General features: G+C 40.5%; 17 protein-coding genes. 15 read left to right on the plus strand and 2 right to left on the minus strand.

Features of this window, described 5'->3' with window-relative positions; genetic code table 11:
• Positions 1–3 precede the first annotated feature (3 nt).
• Complete coding sequence (miaA, locus tag HLH14_RS08980; RefSeq protein ID WP_067726007.1) at positions 4–948, plus strand: tRNA (adenosine(37)-N6)-dimethylallyltransferase MiaA; 945 nt, start codon at positions 4–6, stop codon at positions 946–948.
• A 92-nt stretch (positions 949–1,040) separates the two neighbouring features.
• On the plus strand, positions 1,041–1,565 hold the full coding sequence (gene hfq, locus HLH14_RS08985; RefSeq protein ID WP_067726009.1) for an RNA chaperone Hfq: 525 nt from the start codon (positions 1,041–1,043) through the stop codon (positions 1,563–1,565).
• Between the two features lie 171 nt (positions 1,566–1,736).
• On the opposite strand, the gene HLH14_RS08990 is transcribed toward hfq, so the two are convergent.
• Both HLH14_RS08990 and HLH14_RS08995 read right to left on the minus strand, forming a co-directional pair.
• Entirely contained in the window at positions 1,737–3,041 is a 1,305-nt protein-coding gene (locus tag HLH14_RS08990) for a peptidylprolyl isomerase (protein WP_131270736.1), read from the minus strand.
• Positions 3,041–5,500, minus strand: coding sequence for an LPS-assembly protein LptD (locus HLH14_RS08995; RefSeq protein WP_171532936.1), 2,460 nt, complete (start codon positions 5,498–5,500; stop codon positions 3,041–3,043). The genes HLH14_RS08990 and HLH14_RS08995 overlap by 1 nt, the downstream gene beginning before the upstream one ends.
• A 120-nt stretch (positions 5,501–5,620) precedes the next feature.
• On the opposite strand from HLH14_RS08995, the gene HLH14_RS09000 reads away from it, so the two are divergent.
• The 13 genes from HLH14_RS09000 to HLH14_RS09060 all read left to right on the plus strand — a co-directional run bounded on the left by HLH14_RS09000 (position 5,621) and on the right by HLH14_RS09060 (position 16,516).
• Positions 5,621–6,634: an aminoglycoside phosphotransferase family protein gene (locus tag HLH14_RS09000; RefSeq protein ID WP_171532937.1), complete on the plus strand. Its 1,014-nt coding sequence runs from the start codon at positions 5,621–5,623 to the stop codon at positions 6,632–6,634.
• On the plus strand, positions 6,634–7,323 hold the full coding sequence (murU, locus tag HLH14_RS09005) for an N-acetylmuramate alpha-1-phosphate uridylyltransferase MurU (RefSeq protein ID WP_171532938.1): 690 nt from the start codon (positions 6,634–6,636) through the stop codon (positions 7,321–7,323). The genes HLH14_RS09000 and murU overlap by 1 nt, the downstream gene beginning before the upstream one ends.
• Before the next feature lie 85 nt (positions 7,324–7,408).
• Complete coding sequence (gene rsmG / locus HLH14_RS09010; RefSeq protein ID WP_171532939.1) at positions 7,409–8,041, plus strand: 16S rRNA (guanine(527)-N(7))-methyltransferase RsmG; 633 nt, start codon at positions 7,409–7,411, stop codon at positions 8,039–8,041.
• A 25-nt stretch (positions 8,042–8,066) separates the two neighbouring features.
• The gene (locus HLH14_RS09015; RefSeq protein ID WP_171532940.1) at positions 8,067–8,849 is read left to right on the plus strand and encodes a ParA family protein; all 783 of its coding nucleotides are present in this window, start codon (positions 8,067–8,069) and stop codon (positions 8,847–8,849) included.
• On the plus strand, positions 8,846–9,733 hold the full coding sequence (locus HLH14_RS09020) for a ParB/RepB/Spo0J family partition protein (RefSeq protein WP_171532941.1): 888 nt from the start codon (positions 8,846–8,848) through the stop codon (positions 9,731–9,733). Before HLH14_RS09015 ends, HLH14_RS09020 begins: the two co-directional genes overlap by 4 nt.
• 30 nt (positions 9,734–9,763) lie before the next feature.
• Positions 9,764–10,402 (plus strand): MotA/TolQ/ExbB proton channel family protein, encoded by a 639-nt coding sequence (locus HLH14_RS09025; RefSeq protein ID WP_171532942.1) that lies wholly within the window; start codon positions 9,764–9,766, stop codon positions 10,400–10,402.
• Between the two features lie 8 nt (positions 10,403–10,410).
• Positions 10,411–10,833, plus strand: coding sequence for an ExbD/TolR family protein (locus tag HLH14_RS09030; protein WP_131267304.1), 423 nt, complete (start codon positions 10,411–10,413; stop codon positions 10,831–10,833).
• Complete coding sequence (gene msbA / locus HLH14_RS09035; RefSeq protein ID WP_171532943.1) at positions 10,833–12,560, plus strand: lipid A export permease/ATP-binding protein MsbA; 1,728 nt, start codon at positions 10,833–10,835, stop codon at positions 12,558–12,560. The genes HLH14_RS09030 and msbA overlap by 1 nt, the downstream gene beginning before the upstream one ends.
• A 3-nt stretch (positions 12,561–12,563) precedes the next feature.
• Positions 12,564–13,568: a tetraacyldisaccharide 4'-kinase gene (lpxK, locus tag HLH14_RS09040; protein WP_171532944.1), complete on the plus strand. Its 1,005-nt coding sequence runs from the start codon at positions 12,564–12,566 to the stop codon at positions 13,566–13,568.
• A gap of 12 nt (positions 13,569–13,580) precedes the next feature.
• A complete protein-coding gene (kdsB, locus tag HLH14_RS09045) occupies positions 13,581–14,342 on the plus strand; it encodes a 3-deoxy-manno-octulosonate cytidylyltransferase (protein WP_171532945.1) in 762 nt (253 codons plus the stop codon).
• 29 nt (positions 14,343–14,371) lie between these two features.
• The gene (locus tag HLH14_RS09050; protein WP_171532946.1) at positions 14,372–15,355 is read left to right on the plus strand and encodes a DNA polymerase III subunit delta'; all 984 of its coding nucleotides are present in this window, start codon (positions 14,372–14,374) and stop codon (positions 15,353–15,355) included.
• A gap of 19 nt (positions 15,356–15,374) precedes the next feature.
• Entirely contained in the window at positions 15,375–15,716 is a 342-nt protein-coding gene (locus tag HLH14_RS09055; protein ID WP_067726035.1) for a PilZ domain-containing protein, read from the plus strand.
• A gap of 26 nt (positions 15,717–15,742) precedes the next feature.
• On the plus strand, positions 15,743–16,516 hold the full coding sequence (locus HLH14_RS09060) for a TatD family hydrolase (RefSeq protein ID WP_171532947.1): 774 nt from the start codon (positions 15,743–15,745) through the stop codon (positions 16,514–16,516).
• Positions 16,517–16,531: the final 15 nt, after the last annotated feature.

The following is a 16,531-nucleotide window of genomic DNA, read 5'->3' on the forward strand; positions in this document are numbered from 1 at the left end:
TACATGTCAAATCAATTGCCGGTCATCAATTTAATGGGACCTACTGCAAGTGGTAAAACCGCTTTGGCATGTGAACTTTATGAGCAAGGTCGTTTTGAGCTGATTTCCGTCGATTCTGCGCTGGTTTATAAAGATATGGATATTGGTACAGCCAAACCGACGAAAGAAGAGCAGGCGCGTTATCCGCATCATCTGATTGATATTATTACGCCTTTGGAAGTGTATTCAGCTGCCCAATTTGTAGAAGATGCCTGTGTATTGATTGATGATATACATGCACGGGGTAAAACACCGATACTGGTGGGTGGAACCATGCTTTATTTCAAGGCTTTACTGGAAGGGTTGTCAAGCAATTTACCCAGTGCAGATCATGCTATTCGGGCTGAAATCGAAGCGCAAGCAGAGCAGCAAGGCTGGGAGGCAGTTTATGCAGAATTGTGTGCTGTCGATGCTTTAGCGGGTCAGAAATTTAAGATCAGTGATAAGCAACGCATCATCCGTGCACTGGAAGTATTTAAGCTTACAGGGCAGCCGATTACAAAACTACAAGCCGAGCAACCTAAAAATATACCCTATCGTTACACTTTTCATAATCATGCTTTATTGCCCGATCGTGTAGAATTACATAAACGTATTGAACAGCGGCTTAAAACTATGTGGGATATCGGATTTTTACATGAAGTAGAAGGTCTGATTGAAAAATACGATTTAAATGATAATTTACCCTCAATGCGCTCTGTCGGTTATCGTCAAACTTTAGAATTCCTGCAAAAAAGTGATCAAAGTAACGAAAAACGGCAAGAAATGAAGGATAAGTCTTTGTTTGCGACACGACAACTTGCAAAACGTCAATATACCTGGTTAAGATCTTTGCAAGAATCGCATAGTTTTAAAACATATTTGACGATAACGCAGGCTCAAGAAGACTTGCGAAACTGTTACGGATAAAGCAAAATTTGGTAACTGTCTTTTTATAATTTTTATTTGAAAAATAGAGATAGTTTTTTGCGCTGATTTTTAAAATTTTTTGGAGTTATAACATGTCTAAAGGTCAAACTTTACAAGATCCGTTCTTGAATTCTCTCCGTAAGGAACGCATCCCTGTTTCTATCTTCCTTGTTAACGGTATTAAATTACAAGGTCATATTGAATCTTTTGACCAATATGTCGTTTTATTAAAAAATACTGTAAGCCAAATGGTTTACAAACATGCGATTTCTACAGTAGTTCCTGCACGTAACCCACGTCCTGCTGGTGCTCCTGCTGGTGCTCAAGGCGCTCCTGGTAGCTTTGGTGCGCAAGGCGGTCAAGGCGGCTTCGGTGGTCAACCTGGCGGCTTCGGTGGTCAAGGCGGCTTCGGTGCTCAAGGTGGATTCGGTGGTCAAGGTGGATTCGGTGGTCAACCTGGCGGCTTCGGTGGTCAAGGCGGTTTTGGTGGTCAACAAGGTGGTTTCGGTGGTCAAGGCGGTTTCGGTGGTCAAGGTGGCTTCGGTGGTCAATCTACCCCTGGTTTTGAAGGCGAAACAAAATTTGAAGATCCTCAAGATGATGAAAATAATCGTTAATTGTTGATTTTTAAAAACCTCTCCTCGTGAGAGGTTTTTTTTATTTAAAAATTTATAGTTTTAAAATAAATGACCCTGCCAAATTCTTATGTAGAGCTGGACCCAATATTAATGAAATAAAAAACCAGTTGCTCATCACAACCGGTTTTTTAAGAATTAAATAAATCAAGTTTATTTATTTTTTTTACGATCCAGACTCGGATCCTTAATCTCTACGAAAGCATTGCTACGAATTTCACGTAACCAGCTATCTAGCTCTGCATCAAATTGGCGTTCACCTAGAATTTGTCGCGCCATACGTTCTTGATATTCACGTGTCATGTCTTGTTGGCGAGTATCTGTCACTTGAAGAATGTGCCACCCAAATTGTGTTTGGAATGGGGCACTGGTTTGACCTACAGGCGTGTTTTTCATCTGTGTTTCAAACTCAGGAACCATAACACCCGGGCTAACCCAGCCCAAGCTACCGCCATCGCGAGCAGAACCTGGATCATTAGAGAAAGTGGAAGCCAATACCGCAAAATCTTCACCCGCTTTTAAGCGATTATAAATGCTGTCAATTTGCTGTTTTGCATTTTCAGGACTCACCACTTCAGACGGTTGAATCAAAATATGGCGTGCTTTATATTGAGGCACAATGGCTTTTTGCTCTGCACCTTTACGATCTAATAATTTTAAAATATGTATTCCATCTTGTGCAGCAATCAGATCAGTTGTTTGTCCTGCCTGGAGAGGGCTTACACGTGCTGCAAGTTCGCTTGGAAGGTCAGATAGATTACGAAAGCCCGTATCTGCACTTTCTACTTTTACGCCATTGGCAGTGAATTTTTTATCAATTGCACTAATATCATTGCTGTCTTTTAATGCGGCTTTAACTTGCTCAGCAACTTTTTCCAGGTTTTTTTCACCCGAAATACGAACATGCAAAACATGCACTTGATTGCCTAAGGTTGCTTGACCTTGTGGGGTTTTTAGAAAATTTTCCACATCTTGATCACTGATTTTAATACGTGACATTACCATTTGTTGACGTAGGCGATTGATGGCTAAATCTTCTGCAATACGGTTGCGCAACGATTCATAAGTTCCTGGTGCAATCCCATCCAGTTTTTGCTGAAACGCTTCTAAGCTTGGGCTGTTAGACTGTTTTGCAACCTTCATTACCGCTTCGTTAAGCTCTTTTTCATTGGGTTTAATGTTATAGCGTTTGACTTGCTCAAGCTGTGCTTGGCGAATAATCAGCTGGTCAAGTGCTTGTTGTTGCAAAAACTGCGCTGGTGGGACTGGTTTTTTTTGAGCTTCAAGTTGATGTTTTATTTCTGCAATACTTTGATCTAAATCACTTTTTAAAATGACACTGTTGTCTACCAAAGCAACCACTTCGTCTGTTGGTTGTGCGAATGTAGTCATTGATGAAGAAAGGGCTAAAGCAAGAGCAGTCGCTTTAAAAAAATGTTTTAACTGTATTGTCTTCATTAACGTTGTGTCCAAGATTGATTAATTTTATTAAAACCTAGAATACGATTTTCTAGTAATGATGAAAGTTTTTTGTTGAAACCACCTAGGCCTTTAAGGCTGACTTCCGCCATAATAGCGCGTTTTGCACTCACGCCATCCGCATTCACATCGTCCAGGTCATTATAGTAAGAACGTCCATAAACCGAAATGCCCCAACAACAGGCTTCATAATTTACACCCAGTAGATATTCACGTGCGACGTTGTTTTCTATGTCGTATTGAGCATGCCCCATAATGCGCCAGTTGTTAGATACTGGCTGAATGAAGGATGCAACGACTTGGTCATATTGCTTTTGCTGGTTTGGAATATCTTTACGATAGAAGTAACCCAGGTTATATAGATTGCCTTGCTCGCCAGTGTAATAAAGCTGGAAGTCACGTTGAGCATTGTCGCCATTCGACATCCATGCCGAGTTTGCACCAATGGTGAAATTTTGTGACAGTTGACTAGATACGCTTAAAACAGGACCGGTACGACGTTCAGTATCAAACTGATCAGGTTCATTGTTTAGGTTTACACGACGATCTTCGAAGTAAAAGCTTTGTCCAACACTGGTTTTTAAACGTTCCAGACCAATTTCATCAAATAAGCTATAACTTAGACCTAAAGATAAGAAATTGTTGTCTTCTAAACGGTCATGACCATAAAAGCGACGCGGGCTGAACAATTGATCATAATTGATTGATGCCGTTGCCGAGTCGAAGTTTGGATGGCCATCCTGGTTTTTATACGGTGCATAGGCATAAAATGCACGGGGAGTGATGGTTTGTAGGTATTTACCTTCTTTTTCAAAGGTCAAGCCGGTATCTAAAGTGAATTGCGGTACAGTTACCGATTGATTTTCATTAGAAGAATTGAGGTCTTGATTAGCATTAATAGTGTCTTGATCGTAGAAAGTATTGATGTTACGAATCGACACTTCTGGAATGACAAATGACCACGGATTACGGTAGTTATAACGAACAGCGAAGTCATTATAGATACGCGTACCACTTGGCTCATAAGAACCAGTATTAGCTGCATTGGAAAGGCTAATATCTTTTTTAAAGTAAGCAGTATCGTTATTAAATTCGTATTGTAAACCCAGTGGATTGCCTGTTTTATAATTTAACAGGAACTGTGGTAAACGGGCATAAGGACGGTCTTCATCGGGAACAGAATTATCCAGTGTCTGGAAATCTTCAACTTTTAACTGAGCTTTTAAACCGGGAATGCCATTTTTATAGTTAACTTCCCAAGCGCGACGTAAGTTTAAGTCGGTCTTGGAGTTGGGGTTACTATTTAAATCAGAGAAATAATCTTTATCTGAGGCATAGTTATAATCTAGGTTGGTAGAAAATTGATCGTTGATTTGCCAGTTATGTAATAGATGTAAGTCTTTACGGTCTTGGCCCTCATATTTATCATCAGAAGGTAAATAACCGCCCCAAATCATGCCCGAGCCGAAATTCTCTGTTAAATAACGGAATTCGCCTTCAAGCATCGCTCCGCGATCAGCAATATATCGCGGAGTAACTGTAGCATCGTAATTCGGTGCCAAATTTAAATAAACTGGAACAGCAAGTTCTATACCACCATCATTGGTAAAGCCGAAACTTGGTGTCAAAATACCTGTAGTGCGGCGGTCATCAATCGGGAAGTTAAAGTAAGGAACCGCTAAAACTGGAACATCTTTAACATACAGCTTGGTTCCGCGAGTTTCGCCGCGACCTGTTTCCTGATTTAAAGTGATTTTATTGGCTTGAATTTTCCAGGTTGGTGTTTCATCGGGTGGACAGGTGCTGTATGTCGCATTGTTCATCACCACCACATTGTCAGAAGTGCGGGCAATTTTTCCCGCATGACCATGCGCATGTTGTTCTTCAGAAATATAGAAGCTGTTGTTTAAATCGCCTTGCTGGGTTTTTAAATTGTAATTAATTTGATCACTTTGTGCGAGTAATCCGGCTTGAGCCATTTGCACACGACCTTCAGCATTGGCAAAAGTTTGTGTTTGATCAATGGTGATTTTGTCGGCACGAATTTGACGGCCTTGTTGATCAATGAGTACATTGCCTTGAAGGACAGAGTCGCCATTTGGATCGTAATGACCATAATCTGCAGTAACGACTGAGGTTGCTTCAGATGCTTCTACGGCTTTGGTTTCTGGACTAATAGGCGTAATCCAGGCACCTTGACAATAGGCAGAGCTTAAATATTGTCCTTTACGTTGTTGCGCTTCAGGCGATGATTTATCAACGTAGTATTGTTCAAAAAATTGTTGTCCAGGATAAGCTTCCTGAATGCTGTCCTTCATTTTTTGGTTGTCGACAGTCGAAGCTGGAAGTGTGGACTCAGCATAGCTTGAAATCGAGCTGCCACATAAAAGGGTCAAGATAGCAGTCGCTAAAGGATTAAATTTGAACTGATGCTTCATTTGTATCATTAACCAAGTATGCTTAATCGCAATTAATTATTCTCGCATCATAGAGAAAAAGTTGATAAGTGGCTACACTTAGTACTTTAAAAACTCAGCCTGTTTTAGAATTTATCGCAAATGAAAACACAACGTGAACAAATCATACATACATGGATTAAATCTGTACTTGATTCAGATCAATTTGAAATTAATTTTTTGCCAGGCGATGCAAGCTTCCGTCGTTATGCACGAATCAAGCTGAATAATAAAACATTTATGCTCATGGATGCACCACCAGAAAAAGAAGATTGTGTGCCTTTTGTGACGATTGACCAGTTTTTCGATACACATGGTGTTCGAGTACCACATATCGTTGCTCAAGATTTACAGCAAGGCTTTTTATTGCTGGAAGATTTTGGTGATGTTTTGCTCTCAACCTTGCTGAACGATGACACGGTTGATGGCTATTATGCGCAAAGTTTTAAGCAGTTAATTGAATTGCAAGCAATTGATGGTACACAAAACTTTCCGGCTTATTCCTATGAGAAACTCATTTCTGAAATGGAATTGCTGACTGACTGGATGTTGCCTTCATTACAGATTCAACCCACTCAAGATGAGCAAGCATTAATTAAACGTACATTTGCTATCTTGGCCAATGCAGCACTGGCGCAACCGCAAGTGATTGTACATCGTGATTTTCATAGCCGTAACTTGATGAAAATTGAAAGTGAGACAGATCTGGGTGTGATTGATTTCCAGGATGCGGTAATTGGTGCAGATACTTACGATTTGATTTCAATTACTCGTGATGCTTATGTACAGTGGAACGCAGATCAGGTTTATCAATGGTTTAAAGTCTTCTATGACTTGTTGCCTGAAACTGCAAAACAAGATCGCGATTTTGAACAGTTTAAGCGTGATGCGGACTTCATGGCGATTCAGCGTCATCTTAAAATTTTGGGTATCTTTGTGCGTTTATTTGAACGTGATGGAAAAACAGGTTACTTGAAAGATTTACCACGTGTGATGTGGTATTTGCTTGAAGAAAGTAAAGATTATGCAGAACTACAACCCTTTATGCAGTTTATCCAAGCGAAAGTAATGCCGAAATTTTCAGCCAAATATGGCACGTATGAGGTTGCTGCATAATGAAAGCGATGATTCTTGCAGCGGGGATGGGTAACCGTATGCGTCCACTGACGCTACATAAGCCAAAGCCTTTGCTTGAAGTGGGTGGCAAGCCACTCATTGTTTGGCATATTGAAAAATTACAAGAAATCGGTGTGACTGAAATTGTCATTAATACCGCGTGGTTGGGTGAAAAACTAGCTATAGCTTTAGGTGATGGTTCGCAGTTTGGTGTAAACATCTTGTGGTCACATGAAGGCGAAGGCCTGGAAACAGCTGGCGGTATTATCAATGCCTTGGCGTTATTGGGCACAGAACCGTTTATTTTGGTCAATGGCGATGTCTGGACCACCATGGATTTTAGTTCTTTATTAAATGTGCAGCTTGCAGAAGATTTAGCACATCTGGTATTTGTAACCAATCCAGAACAGCATCCGAATGGTGATTTCACCTTGTCGAATGGTCGCGCCTATACCTTTGAACAAGAACAACCGGGTGAATCGCTCACTTATAGTGGTGTGGCAGTCATTCATCCTAAAATGTTTGATGGTCTGGAAGGTGGTAAACGCCCGTTGGCACCCTTACTGAAACAAGGCATGCTTGAACAGAAAGTATCTGCTTCGAAGATGCATGCTGTTTGGGTCGATGTTGGCACTCCGGAACGATTAAATGTACTGGATCAACAAATTAAGCGAGGCTTGTACGCTTAAGTGCGTATTCACTAAGCACTCGCTACTGTGACTTCATGTATAAATCGGTATACTTCACCTAACTTTTTCGAGACGTTAATTGTATATGCATACGTTTTTTCAAGAACTCAAGCAGGGTAGTCAGGCTTTGGGTTTAGAGCTCAGCGATGAGGCTTTAAATTTATTACTCAAATACCAAGATGCTTTGGTGTTGTGGAACAAAGCATATAATTTGACAGCAATTCGTGATCCGAAGGAAATGCTGGTTAAGCATTTGCTGGATAGCTTAAGTATTTTAAAAGACTTACCAAAAGGACGTCTGCTGGATATTGGTACGGGGGGCGGTATGCCGGGCATGATCATTGCATTATGTCAGCCAGAACGTGAATGTGTTTTGCTCGATTCAAATGGCAAAAAAATTCGTTTCTTGAAGCAATTTATTGCTGATTTAAAACTAAAAAATGTGATTGCAGTGCAAACGCGTGTCGAAAATGCAGACAGCATCAATGACTTGGGGCAATTTGATGTCATTACCAGTCGTGCCTTTGCTTCATTAACCGACTTTGTTGCTGCATCGAAACCTTATATGCATGAAAACAGTATTATTGCTTCAATGAAAGGCTTAATTCCTGAAGAAGAAGTAGCAACCATTAAGCAAGAATTTAGCTGTGACATCATTGCGTTAAAGGTTCCGCGACTGGATGAACAGCGTCATCTGCTTTTGTTAAAACGTATTTAATTATTTTCGAAGGATTGGGGTTACCATGGCACAAATTATTGCGATTGCGAACCAAAAAGGTGGTGTAGGTAAAACCACAACCGCAGTAAATTTGGCAGCATCGTTAGCTGTGTTAAAGAAGCGCGTTTTACTTGTGGATATGGATTCACAAGGGAATGCCACGATGGGGTCTGGTATCCAAAAAAATGATCTTTTGTATTCTGTCACCGATGTTTTGTTGGGTGAAGTTCCGATTGAAACAGCAATTAGCAAAGCGGAAGTCGGTTATAAAGTTTTAGGTGCAAACCGTGATTTGGCCGGTGTAGAGCTTGCGATTGCGGAACAGGATGGTCGTGAGTTTATTCTGCGTGAAGCGTTAAAAGAAATAGAACATTCTTTTGATTATATTATCGTGGACTGTGCGCCAAGTTTAAGCTTGATTACGGTAAATGCTTTGGCAGCGGTCGATAGTGTGCTTATTCCAATGCAATGTGAATATTACGCACTGGAAGGCTTGGCGGATTTAACCCAAACCATTGATCGTATTCAGCAGGCACTCAATCCGGATTTGCAAATTATAGGTGTGTTACGCACCATGTATGATGCACGGAATGCATTGACACGTGATGTTTCAGAAGAACTTGAACAATACTTTGGCAAGAAGCTGTATGAAACCGTGATTCCGCGTAATGTACGTCTGGCTGAAGCGCCTGCGCATGGTTTGCCAATTATCTATTTTGAGAAAAATTCAAAAGGCGCAGTTGCTTACTTAAATTTAGCGGCTGAAGTGTTAAAGAAAAGCAAAGTAAAAAAAGGAATTAAAGCATGACCACAAAAAAACGCGGGTTAGCTAAAGGTCGTGGTTTGGATGCCTTGCTTGGTTCAATCCAAAAAGAAAAATTACAGATGGAGGCGCAAGGTTTAGATCATGGGCAGTTGAAACAGATTGATGTTCACTTGCTGAAACGTGGTGAATATCAACCGCGTCGTTTTATTCATGAACCTGATCTTCAGGAGCTTGCAGCTTCTATTGAAAAACATGGGGTGATGCAGCCCATCGTCATTCGTCCAATCGATGATGAAAAATTTCCCTATGAAATTATTGCTGGTGAACGTCGTTGGCGTGCTGCACAGCTTGCGGGCTTAACTGAAATTCCTGCTATTGTGCGCGATTTAACCGATCAAGTTGCCATTGCATTAGCCTTAATTGAAAATATTCAACGTCAAGATTTAAATCCAATTGATCAGGCCATGGCATTGCAGCGTTTTCATGAAGAATTTGGTTTAAGTCATCAGGAAATTGCGGATACCGTCGGTAAGGCACGTACGACTGTAAGTAATTTATTGCGTCTTTTGACTTTGGCTGAATCAGTCAAAGACTTTATGCAGCAAGGTCTGCTTGATATGGGGCATGCGCGGGCCATCTTAACTTTAAAAGCCAAAGATCAGCTTAAAGTTGCAGAGCATGTGATTGAAAAAAGTTTATCGGTACGTCAAACCGAGCAACTGGTTCGTGATTTAAACGCGCCTAAACAAGAAAAAGCCAAAGAGGATGTTGCTCCGGATATCCAGCAGTTGACTCAACGTTTAGCAGAACGTTTTAGTGCAGATGTAAAAATTGATCATAATAAGCAAGGTAAAGGAAAACTTGTCATTCAATATCATTCACTGGATGAATTAGATGGTATTTTGAATATTTGTTTCGCAGAATAATTTTTTGTTGGTTTTATTGGGGAAAAACAGATGTGGGAATTAGTCAAAGCAGGTGGGTGGCTGATGCTTCCCCTTGTTTTATGTTCGATTTTTACAGTAGCAATAACCATTGAGCGCTTTATTCGATTAAAAAAATCAATGATTTTGCCCAAAGCATTGTTACTGAATCAAACTCAAAAAGCTGATGTTGTCATGCAACAATTGCAACAAAATAAAGTATTGCAAAGTAGCACTTTGGGACGCATTTTTACTGCGGGTTATCAAAGTAAAAGTAAAAATGAGCAGTATGCCCGCGCGCAGATGGAAACCACTGCTTCTCAAGAAATTGGCTATTTAGAAAAAAATATTAATTTTTTGGGCACCTTAAGTGCGGTAGCACCACTTTTGGGTTTGTTGGGTACAGTTTTGGGTATTATTGAATCATTTTTGGTGATTGATTTAGGCACCAATAGTAATCCAACATTGATGATTCCGGGGATCTCAAAAGCGTTGATTACGACTGCAGCGGGGATGTTTATTGCGATTCCTGCATTATTTGCCTACCGTTATTTTCAGCGTTTGGTGCAAGAGTATATTGCTGAACTTGAGCAACAATCGACCTTATTCCATGCAGCACTTTTCTATCAAAATTCTACAAATGAAGAACAAGATATTAGAAAAGCAGGTTAGGGTGGAAAATGAAATTCAAACGCACACAAGTTGAAGATATTCATATTAATCTGACACCCATGATTGACTGCTTGCTGTTTATCCTGGTTTTTTTACTGTTATCCACCACATTTAACCAGTTTAGTCGCATGAATTTAACCTTGCCAGATGCGCAAGGTGTTCCACCTAAGCAATATGATCATAAAGTTGAAGTGGTTGTGGATGCTTCCGGGCATTATTCAATTAACGGACAATCGCTTGCAAGTAAAGATGTGGCAGATTTAAATACTGCAATTAAACAGATTTCTAATGATCGTCGTGATTTAATGTTTGTGATTGCCGCGGATGCCAAAGCCACGCATCAGGATGTGATTCGGGTGATGGATGTTGCAGGTCAACTGGGTTTTGTTAATATCAATATTAGTACTAAAGTTCCGTCTAGAGGTTATTAGTGAAGCAAGATTTTAAAGTCTATCTACGTCTTTTGGGCTATTTGAAGCCTTTTTGGGGTGTGGCAATATTGGTTTTTATCGGTTTTTCAATTAGTGCTGCTACAGAAGTATCTATTGCAAAATTATTAGAAAAAATCATTACTGCAATCCAGCATAGAGACCAAGACTTTACTTCCATATTTCCTTTCTTGGTGATTCTACTGATGTTTTTCCGTGGGGTGGGTTCCTTTATCGGGGGCTATTTCACGGCAGTGATCTCTCGGAATCTGGTCTTTAATATTCGTCAGGAAGTCTTTTCAAAACTGTTAAAGCTTCCATCTCAGTATTATCTGGACAATACCAGCGGCCATATTACCGCTAAAATTATGTACAACGTGGAGCAGTTAACCGCTGCTTCATCAGAATCCCTCAAAACCATTGTGCAACAAGGTTTGATTACCATTGGATTGCTAGGCTACTTGTTATATAGCAATTGGCGACTGACCCTGATTATTCTGATTTTTGCTCCATTGATGGGTTTTCTTGTTCGTCAAGCATCAAAACGTATGCGTAAATTATCTTTGCAAGTTCAGGACACCATGGGCGATGTTAACCATGTGGTACAAGAAACGGTAAATGGCAATTTAGTGGTCAAGGGTTTTGGTGGGCAAGAGTATGAGCAAACCCGTTTTAAAGATCACTCGCTTGAAAACTTAAAACGTGGTCTGAAAATGGTGGTGGTACAGCAGCTCAATAGCCCTGTTGTACAATTCATTATGTCAATTGCAATGAGTCTTATTATCTGGATTGCATTACGCCCAGAAATTTTACGTGATACCAGTGCAGGTGAGTTCGTTGCATACATTACCGCAGCGGGTATGTTAAGCAAACCCATCAAAGCTTTAACCGATGTGAATGAAAAATTACAACGTGGTATGGCGGCAGCACATTCAGTTTTTGAATTACTCGATTTACCTGAAGAAAAAAATACAGGAACTTTAACGCCGGTACTTAAAGGTAATATTCAGTTCCAAAATGTGAATTTAATTTATGCTGATGGTCATCAAGCGATTCATGATTTTAACTTGAATGTTAAAGCGGGCGAAACTGTTGCACTAGTGGGGCGTTCAGGCGCAGGCAAAACATCTTTAGTCAATCTGCTGGTGCGTTTTCAGGAAGCGAGTTCAGGTCATATCTATTTAGATAAACATGATATTCGAGCGCTGGATATCAATACCTTGCGAACCCAGATTGCGATGGTGAATCAGCAAGTGGTGCTCTTTAATCGTACTGTGCGCGAAAACATTGCTTATGGGCAACTTGAAGGTGCAAGCGATGCAGATATTATTGCAGCAGCAAAAGCAGCTTATGCGCACGACTTTATTATGGCTTTGCCACAAGGTTACGACACGCCATTAGGTGCACAGGGCTTGAACTTGTCAGGTGGGCAACGTCAGCGTATTGCAATTGCACGTGCAATTTTGAAAAATGCGCCCATCTTGATTCTTGATGAGGCGACCAGTGCACTAGATAATGAGTCGGAATACTTTATTCAACAAGCTTTTGATGCAGCCATGCAAGATCGAACAACTATTGTGATTGCTCATCGTTTATCGACCATTGAAAATGCAGATCGTATTGTGGTGATGGATAAAGGTACAATTGTTGAACAGGGTACGCATGCGGAATTGATTGCCAAGCATGGCGCTTATTACCAATTGCATCAGCGTAATTTCGAGGAAAATTGATTTATGTCAATTGCACAATTGATTCAGGATGCTTGGAACAAACAAGCCAAGTGGTTAATTGTGCTTCGACCTTTGTCATGGATTTATCGTGGTGGCTTTTTATTGAATAAAAAGCTTTACCAAATGGGCATTAAATCAAGCTATCAAGCACCCGTCCCGGTGATGGTAATTGGTAATATCACGGTAGGGGGTAGTGGAAAAACACCACTATTGATTCAGCTGGTGAATTATCTACACAGTCAAAATGTTCGTGTCGGTGTGATTAGTCGGGGTTATGGTGGAAAAGGCCCTTTCCCAGCCTATGTGGATTTGGAATCTGTGCCGGAAATTGTTGGTGATGAACCCTGTTTGATTGTTCAATCCACTGGCATTCCCATGGTTGTGGGCTCAAATCGACAGCGCAGTATTGAATATTTGTTATCCAAGCATGAATTGGACTTAATTATTAGTGATGATGGTTTACAACATTTTGCTTTAGAACGTCAAATTGAATGGATTGTGCTGGATCGGAATCGTGGCTTGGGTAATCAAAAGTTATTGCCTGAAGGGTATTTACGCGAGCCTCCAAGCCGTTTAAACACAGGCACGGTAATTGAGCATGCCGCAGAGCCTGCATCTTCTTTAAATATGCATTTAGAAGTGGCTACTCCGTATTTACTGAATGCTGAAGATAGCAAATCCTTTAATCCAGCTGATAATTTTTATGCAGTTGTGGGTATTGGTTTTCCACAGCGATTTTATAAAACTTTAGATTCTATGGGTATTCATCAATTTCAATGTCATGAATTTCCCGATCATTACGATTATGAAATCTCGGATCTTCAATTTGAAGATGGAAATCCAATTATTACCACCGAAAAAGATGCAGTGAAACTTTTGCCATTATTAAAGCAAAATCCAGATTTCAAACGGGAAATTTGGGTGGTTCCGGTTGAGGCTGTACTTTCACCCGCCTGTTATGAAGTCTTGCATCAGCAATTACAGCAATTCGGTATTCAAATTTCTTAAGGTTCATCGTTTATGAAACATATTGTTATCCCCGCACGTTTTGCAAGTTCACGGTTACCTGGTAAGCCATTACTGGAAATTCATGGCCGTCCCATGATTTTACGGGTCGTTGATCAGGCAAAAAAAGTTGCGGGTTTTGACGATTTATGTGTTGCAACCGATGATGAACGTATTGCTGAAGTTTGCCGTGCAGAAGGTGTGGATGTTGTAATCACAAGTGCAAACCATCCATCTGGAACAGATCGTTTAAGTGAAGTTGCCCGGATTAAAGGTTGGGCAAGTGAAGATATTATTGTCAATGTACAAGGCGATGAACCCTTGCTTCCGGCACAATTGGTGCAACAGGTTGCACAATTATTGGAATCACAGCCTGAATCTTCTATGTCTACCTTGTGTGAGCCGATTCATAGTCTGGACGAATTTCATCGTGACAGTATCGTGAAAGTGGTGATGTCTAAATACAACCAGGCTTTGTATTTTAGCCGTGCGACCATTCCTTATGATCGTGATGGTGCTAAACAAGAGGTACAGCAATTGCATCATCAAGCTTACCGCCATTTGGGTTTATATGCCTATCGTTTGAATTTACTGCAAGAATATGTGTCTTGGGATATGGGTGTACTGGAAAAACTGGAAAGTTTGGAACAATTGCGTGTGCTTGAAAATGGGCATCGTATTGCGATTGCTGTTGCCGAAGCCAACTTGCCACCAGGCGTTGATACGCAAGCTGATTTAGATCGTCTCAATGAAATGGATGTTTCCTGCTTTGAGTAAAATTGGGGATAAGGTTGGGCTTTAATTCAATGCAAAATGATGTGGTCGCACAAGTTTATCCATGGCAACAAATCGTTTGGGATACGCTAACAGGGCGTTTCCCAAAACTTGGGCATGGCTTACTTTTTTATGGCAAAAAAGGCTGTGGCAAAGAAGCTTTTGCGCAATATTTTTTGGCTTGGGTGTTATGTGCCAATCGTCATGCCAATAATGCACCTTGCGGGGAATGTGGTAGTTGCTTGTGGTTAAAATCGGATACTCATCCGAACTATGTACATATCAGCACAGATGAAGAAAATAAAAAGCAAAACGCCAAAATTAAAATCGAAAAAATCCGTGACTTATTGCCCTTTGTGCAGCAAACGGTAGATGGTTGGCGGGTTATTGTGATTGAGCCGGCAGAAGCTTTAAATATGTCTTCTGCAAATGCATTACTCAAAACACTCGAAGAACCCGGTGATCGTGTTGTCATTATTTTATTGGCTGACCATTATCTAAAACTTCCTGCGACTATTCGCAGTCGTTTACAACATTTTGCCTTGGATCGTATATCTGAAGCTCAAGCAGGCGAGTATTTATCTGAACATTTACCGAATTTAGATCAAACACAAAAGCAATTGTTGTTGAATTTGTCCAATCAAATGCCTTTGCAAGCCATGCAATTGGCGCAAGCTGAATGGCTAAATAAACGTCAAGAGTTTTTAAATGATTGGCAAAAATTAGTGACGCAAAAGAATATGCCAATGGCAATTGCGACCAAGTGGAACAAAGCCTTAAATTTTAGTGACTTTGCGCAAATGTTTGAATACTTGTTGTCTGATTTAATTTGTGTCAAGCTAAATCAACAGGTTAAAAATCCAGATTTGGATTTGAGTGTGTTATCAGAACAATATACCTTGGAATTTTTATTTACGATTTATTCCGACTTGCAACAATCTAAACGGTTTATCGAGCAGAATGTACAAAGCAATTTGGTGCTTGATCAATTGTGTATAAAACTAATGAACATCTAAATATTTAAAGGGGAAGATGATGCAACCACGTATGGGCGGTATTATTCAGGCGAATATCCCGGATAAAGACACTTTGTATGCCAGCTATATGCCTTATGTTGTCGGTGGTGGTTTATTTGTTCCAACCAAGCAGCCGGTAAAAATCGGTGAAGAAGTCTTTGTACTGGCAACTTTGCCTGAACAATCACAAAAAATTCCTTTGACCGGTAAAGTGATTTGGATTTCTCAAAAACAAAATGGCATCAAATTACAAGGCTTTGGTATGCAGTTGACGGGGGAAAAGGGCGTTTATTACAAATCAGAAGCCGAAAAGTTACTTGTAGGTATTAAGTCTGAGGGTCGAACTAGTTACACTATGTAGCTGTTTAACCGATTTAGGATCTCACCGTGTTTGTAGATACTCACTGCCATTTAACCTTGCTGGATTTAACGCCTTATGATGGTAATTTGGATCTGGCATTAGCACAGGCGCGTGAAGCGGGTGTATCCAAATTCATGAGTATTTCGGTTGATCTGGATGACCATATCGAGCTTGCTAAAATTGCAGCACGTCATGCTGATGTTGGATACAGTGTTGGGGTTCATCCCTGTGAAGATCCCGCGACCATGTCGCGCGCAACAACGGATTATTTAATTGAACTGGCGCAGCCGGAACAGGTTTGGGCAATTGGTGAAACAGGCCTGGATTATTTTCATAGCACTGATTTCATTACTGAACAAAAACAATGTTTTGCCCGTCATATTCATGCCTCTCAGGCAGTGAAAAAACCTGTAGTGGTGCATACCCGCTCAGCCAAACATGATACGGTGGATATCATTCGTGCTGAAAAGTCCACCCATGGCATTTTGCACTGTTTTACTGAAGACTGGGAAACAGCCAAGGCAGTGCTGGATTGTGGTTATTACGTGTCATTTTCCGGAATTGTTTCTTTTAAAAATGCGCAAGATTTACGTGATGTGGCGAAACAGGTTCCACTTGATCGCGTACTGATTGAGACGGATAGTCCTTACCTGGCACCGATGCCCTATAGAGGAAAGTCTAATGAACCAAAATACGTTCCCTATGTAGCCAAAGCCTTAAGTGATGTATATGATAAGTCAGTTGAGGAAATTGCTTTCATTACCATGCAAAACTTTGAAAACCTCCTCAATCAAAAGTAAATAATTCGAATTGAT

It is taken from the genome of Acinetobacter terrae (assembly GCF_013004375.1).
Lineage (GTDB): Bacteria > Pseudomonadota > Gammaproteobacteria > Pseudomonadales > Moraxellaceae > Acinetobacter > Acinetobacter terrae.

Excerpts from the sequence above, each read along its gene's own strand:
- HLH14_RS09025 (WP_171532942.1), top strand. The coding sequence starts at position 9,764 with ATGTGGGAATTAGTCAAAGCAGGTGGGTGGCTGATGCTTCCCCTTGTT.
- HLH14_RS09050 (WP_171532946.1), top strand. The coding sequence starts at position 14,372 with ATGCAAAATGATGTGGTCGCACAAGTTTATCCATGGCAACAAATCGTT.
- HLH14_RS09000 (WP_171532937.1), top strand. The coding sequence starts at position 5,621 with ATGAAAACACAACGTGAACAAATCATACATACATGGATTAAATCTGTA.
- HLH14_RS09030 (WP_131267304.1), top strand. The coding sequence starts at position 10,411 with ATGAAATTCAAACGCACACAAGTTGAAGATATTCATATTAATCTGACA.
- lpxK (WP_171532944.1), top strand. The coding sequence starts at position 12,564 with ATGTCAATTGCACAATTGATTCAGGATGCTTGGAACAAACAAGCCAAG.
- murU (WP_171532938.1), top strand. The coding sequence starts at position 6,634 with ATGAAAGCGATGATTCTTGCAGCGGGGATGGGTAACCGTATGCGTCCA.
- miaA (WP_067726007.1), top strand. The coding sequence starts at position 4 with ATGTCAAATCAATTGCCGGTCATCAATTTAATGGGACCTACTGCAAGT.
- kdsB (WP_171532945.1), top strand. The coding sequence starts at position 13,581 with ATGAAACATATTGTTATCCCCGCACGTTTTGCAAGTTCACGGTTACCT.
- hfq (WP_067726009.1), top strand. The coding sequence starts at position 1,041 with ATGTCTAAAGGTCAAACTTTACAAGATCCGTTCTTGAATTCTCTCCGT.
- HLH14_RS09020 (WP_171532941.1), top strand. The coding sequence starts at position 8,846 with ATGACCACAAAAAAACGCGGGTTAGCTAAAGGTCGTGGTTTGGATGCC.
- rsmG (WP_171532939.1), top strand. The coding sequence starts at position 7,409 with ATGCATACGTTTTTTCAAGAACTCAAGCAGGGTAGTCAGGCTTTGGGT.
- HLH14_RS09055 (WP_067726035.1), top strand. The coding sequence starts at position 15,375 with ATGCAACCACGTATGGGCGGTATTATTCAGGCGAATATCCCGGATAAA.
- HLH14_RS08995 (WP_171532936.1), bottom strand. The coding sequence starts at position 5,500 with ATGAAGCATCAGTTCAAATTTAATCCTTTAGCGACTGCTATCTTGACC.
- HLH14_RS09015 (WP_171532940.1), top strand. The coding sequence starts at position 8,067 with ATGGCACAAATTATTGCGATTGCGAACCAAAAAGGTGGTGTAGGTAAA.
- HLH14_RS08990 (WP_131270736.1), bottom strand. The coding sequence starts at position 3,041 with ATGAAGACAATACAGTTAAAACATTTTTTTAAAGCGACTGCTCTTGCT.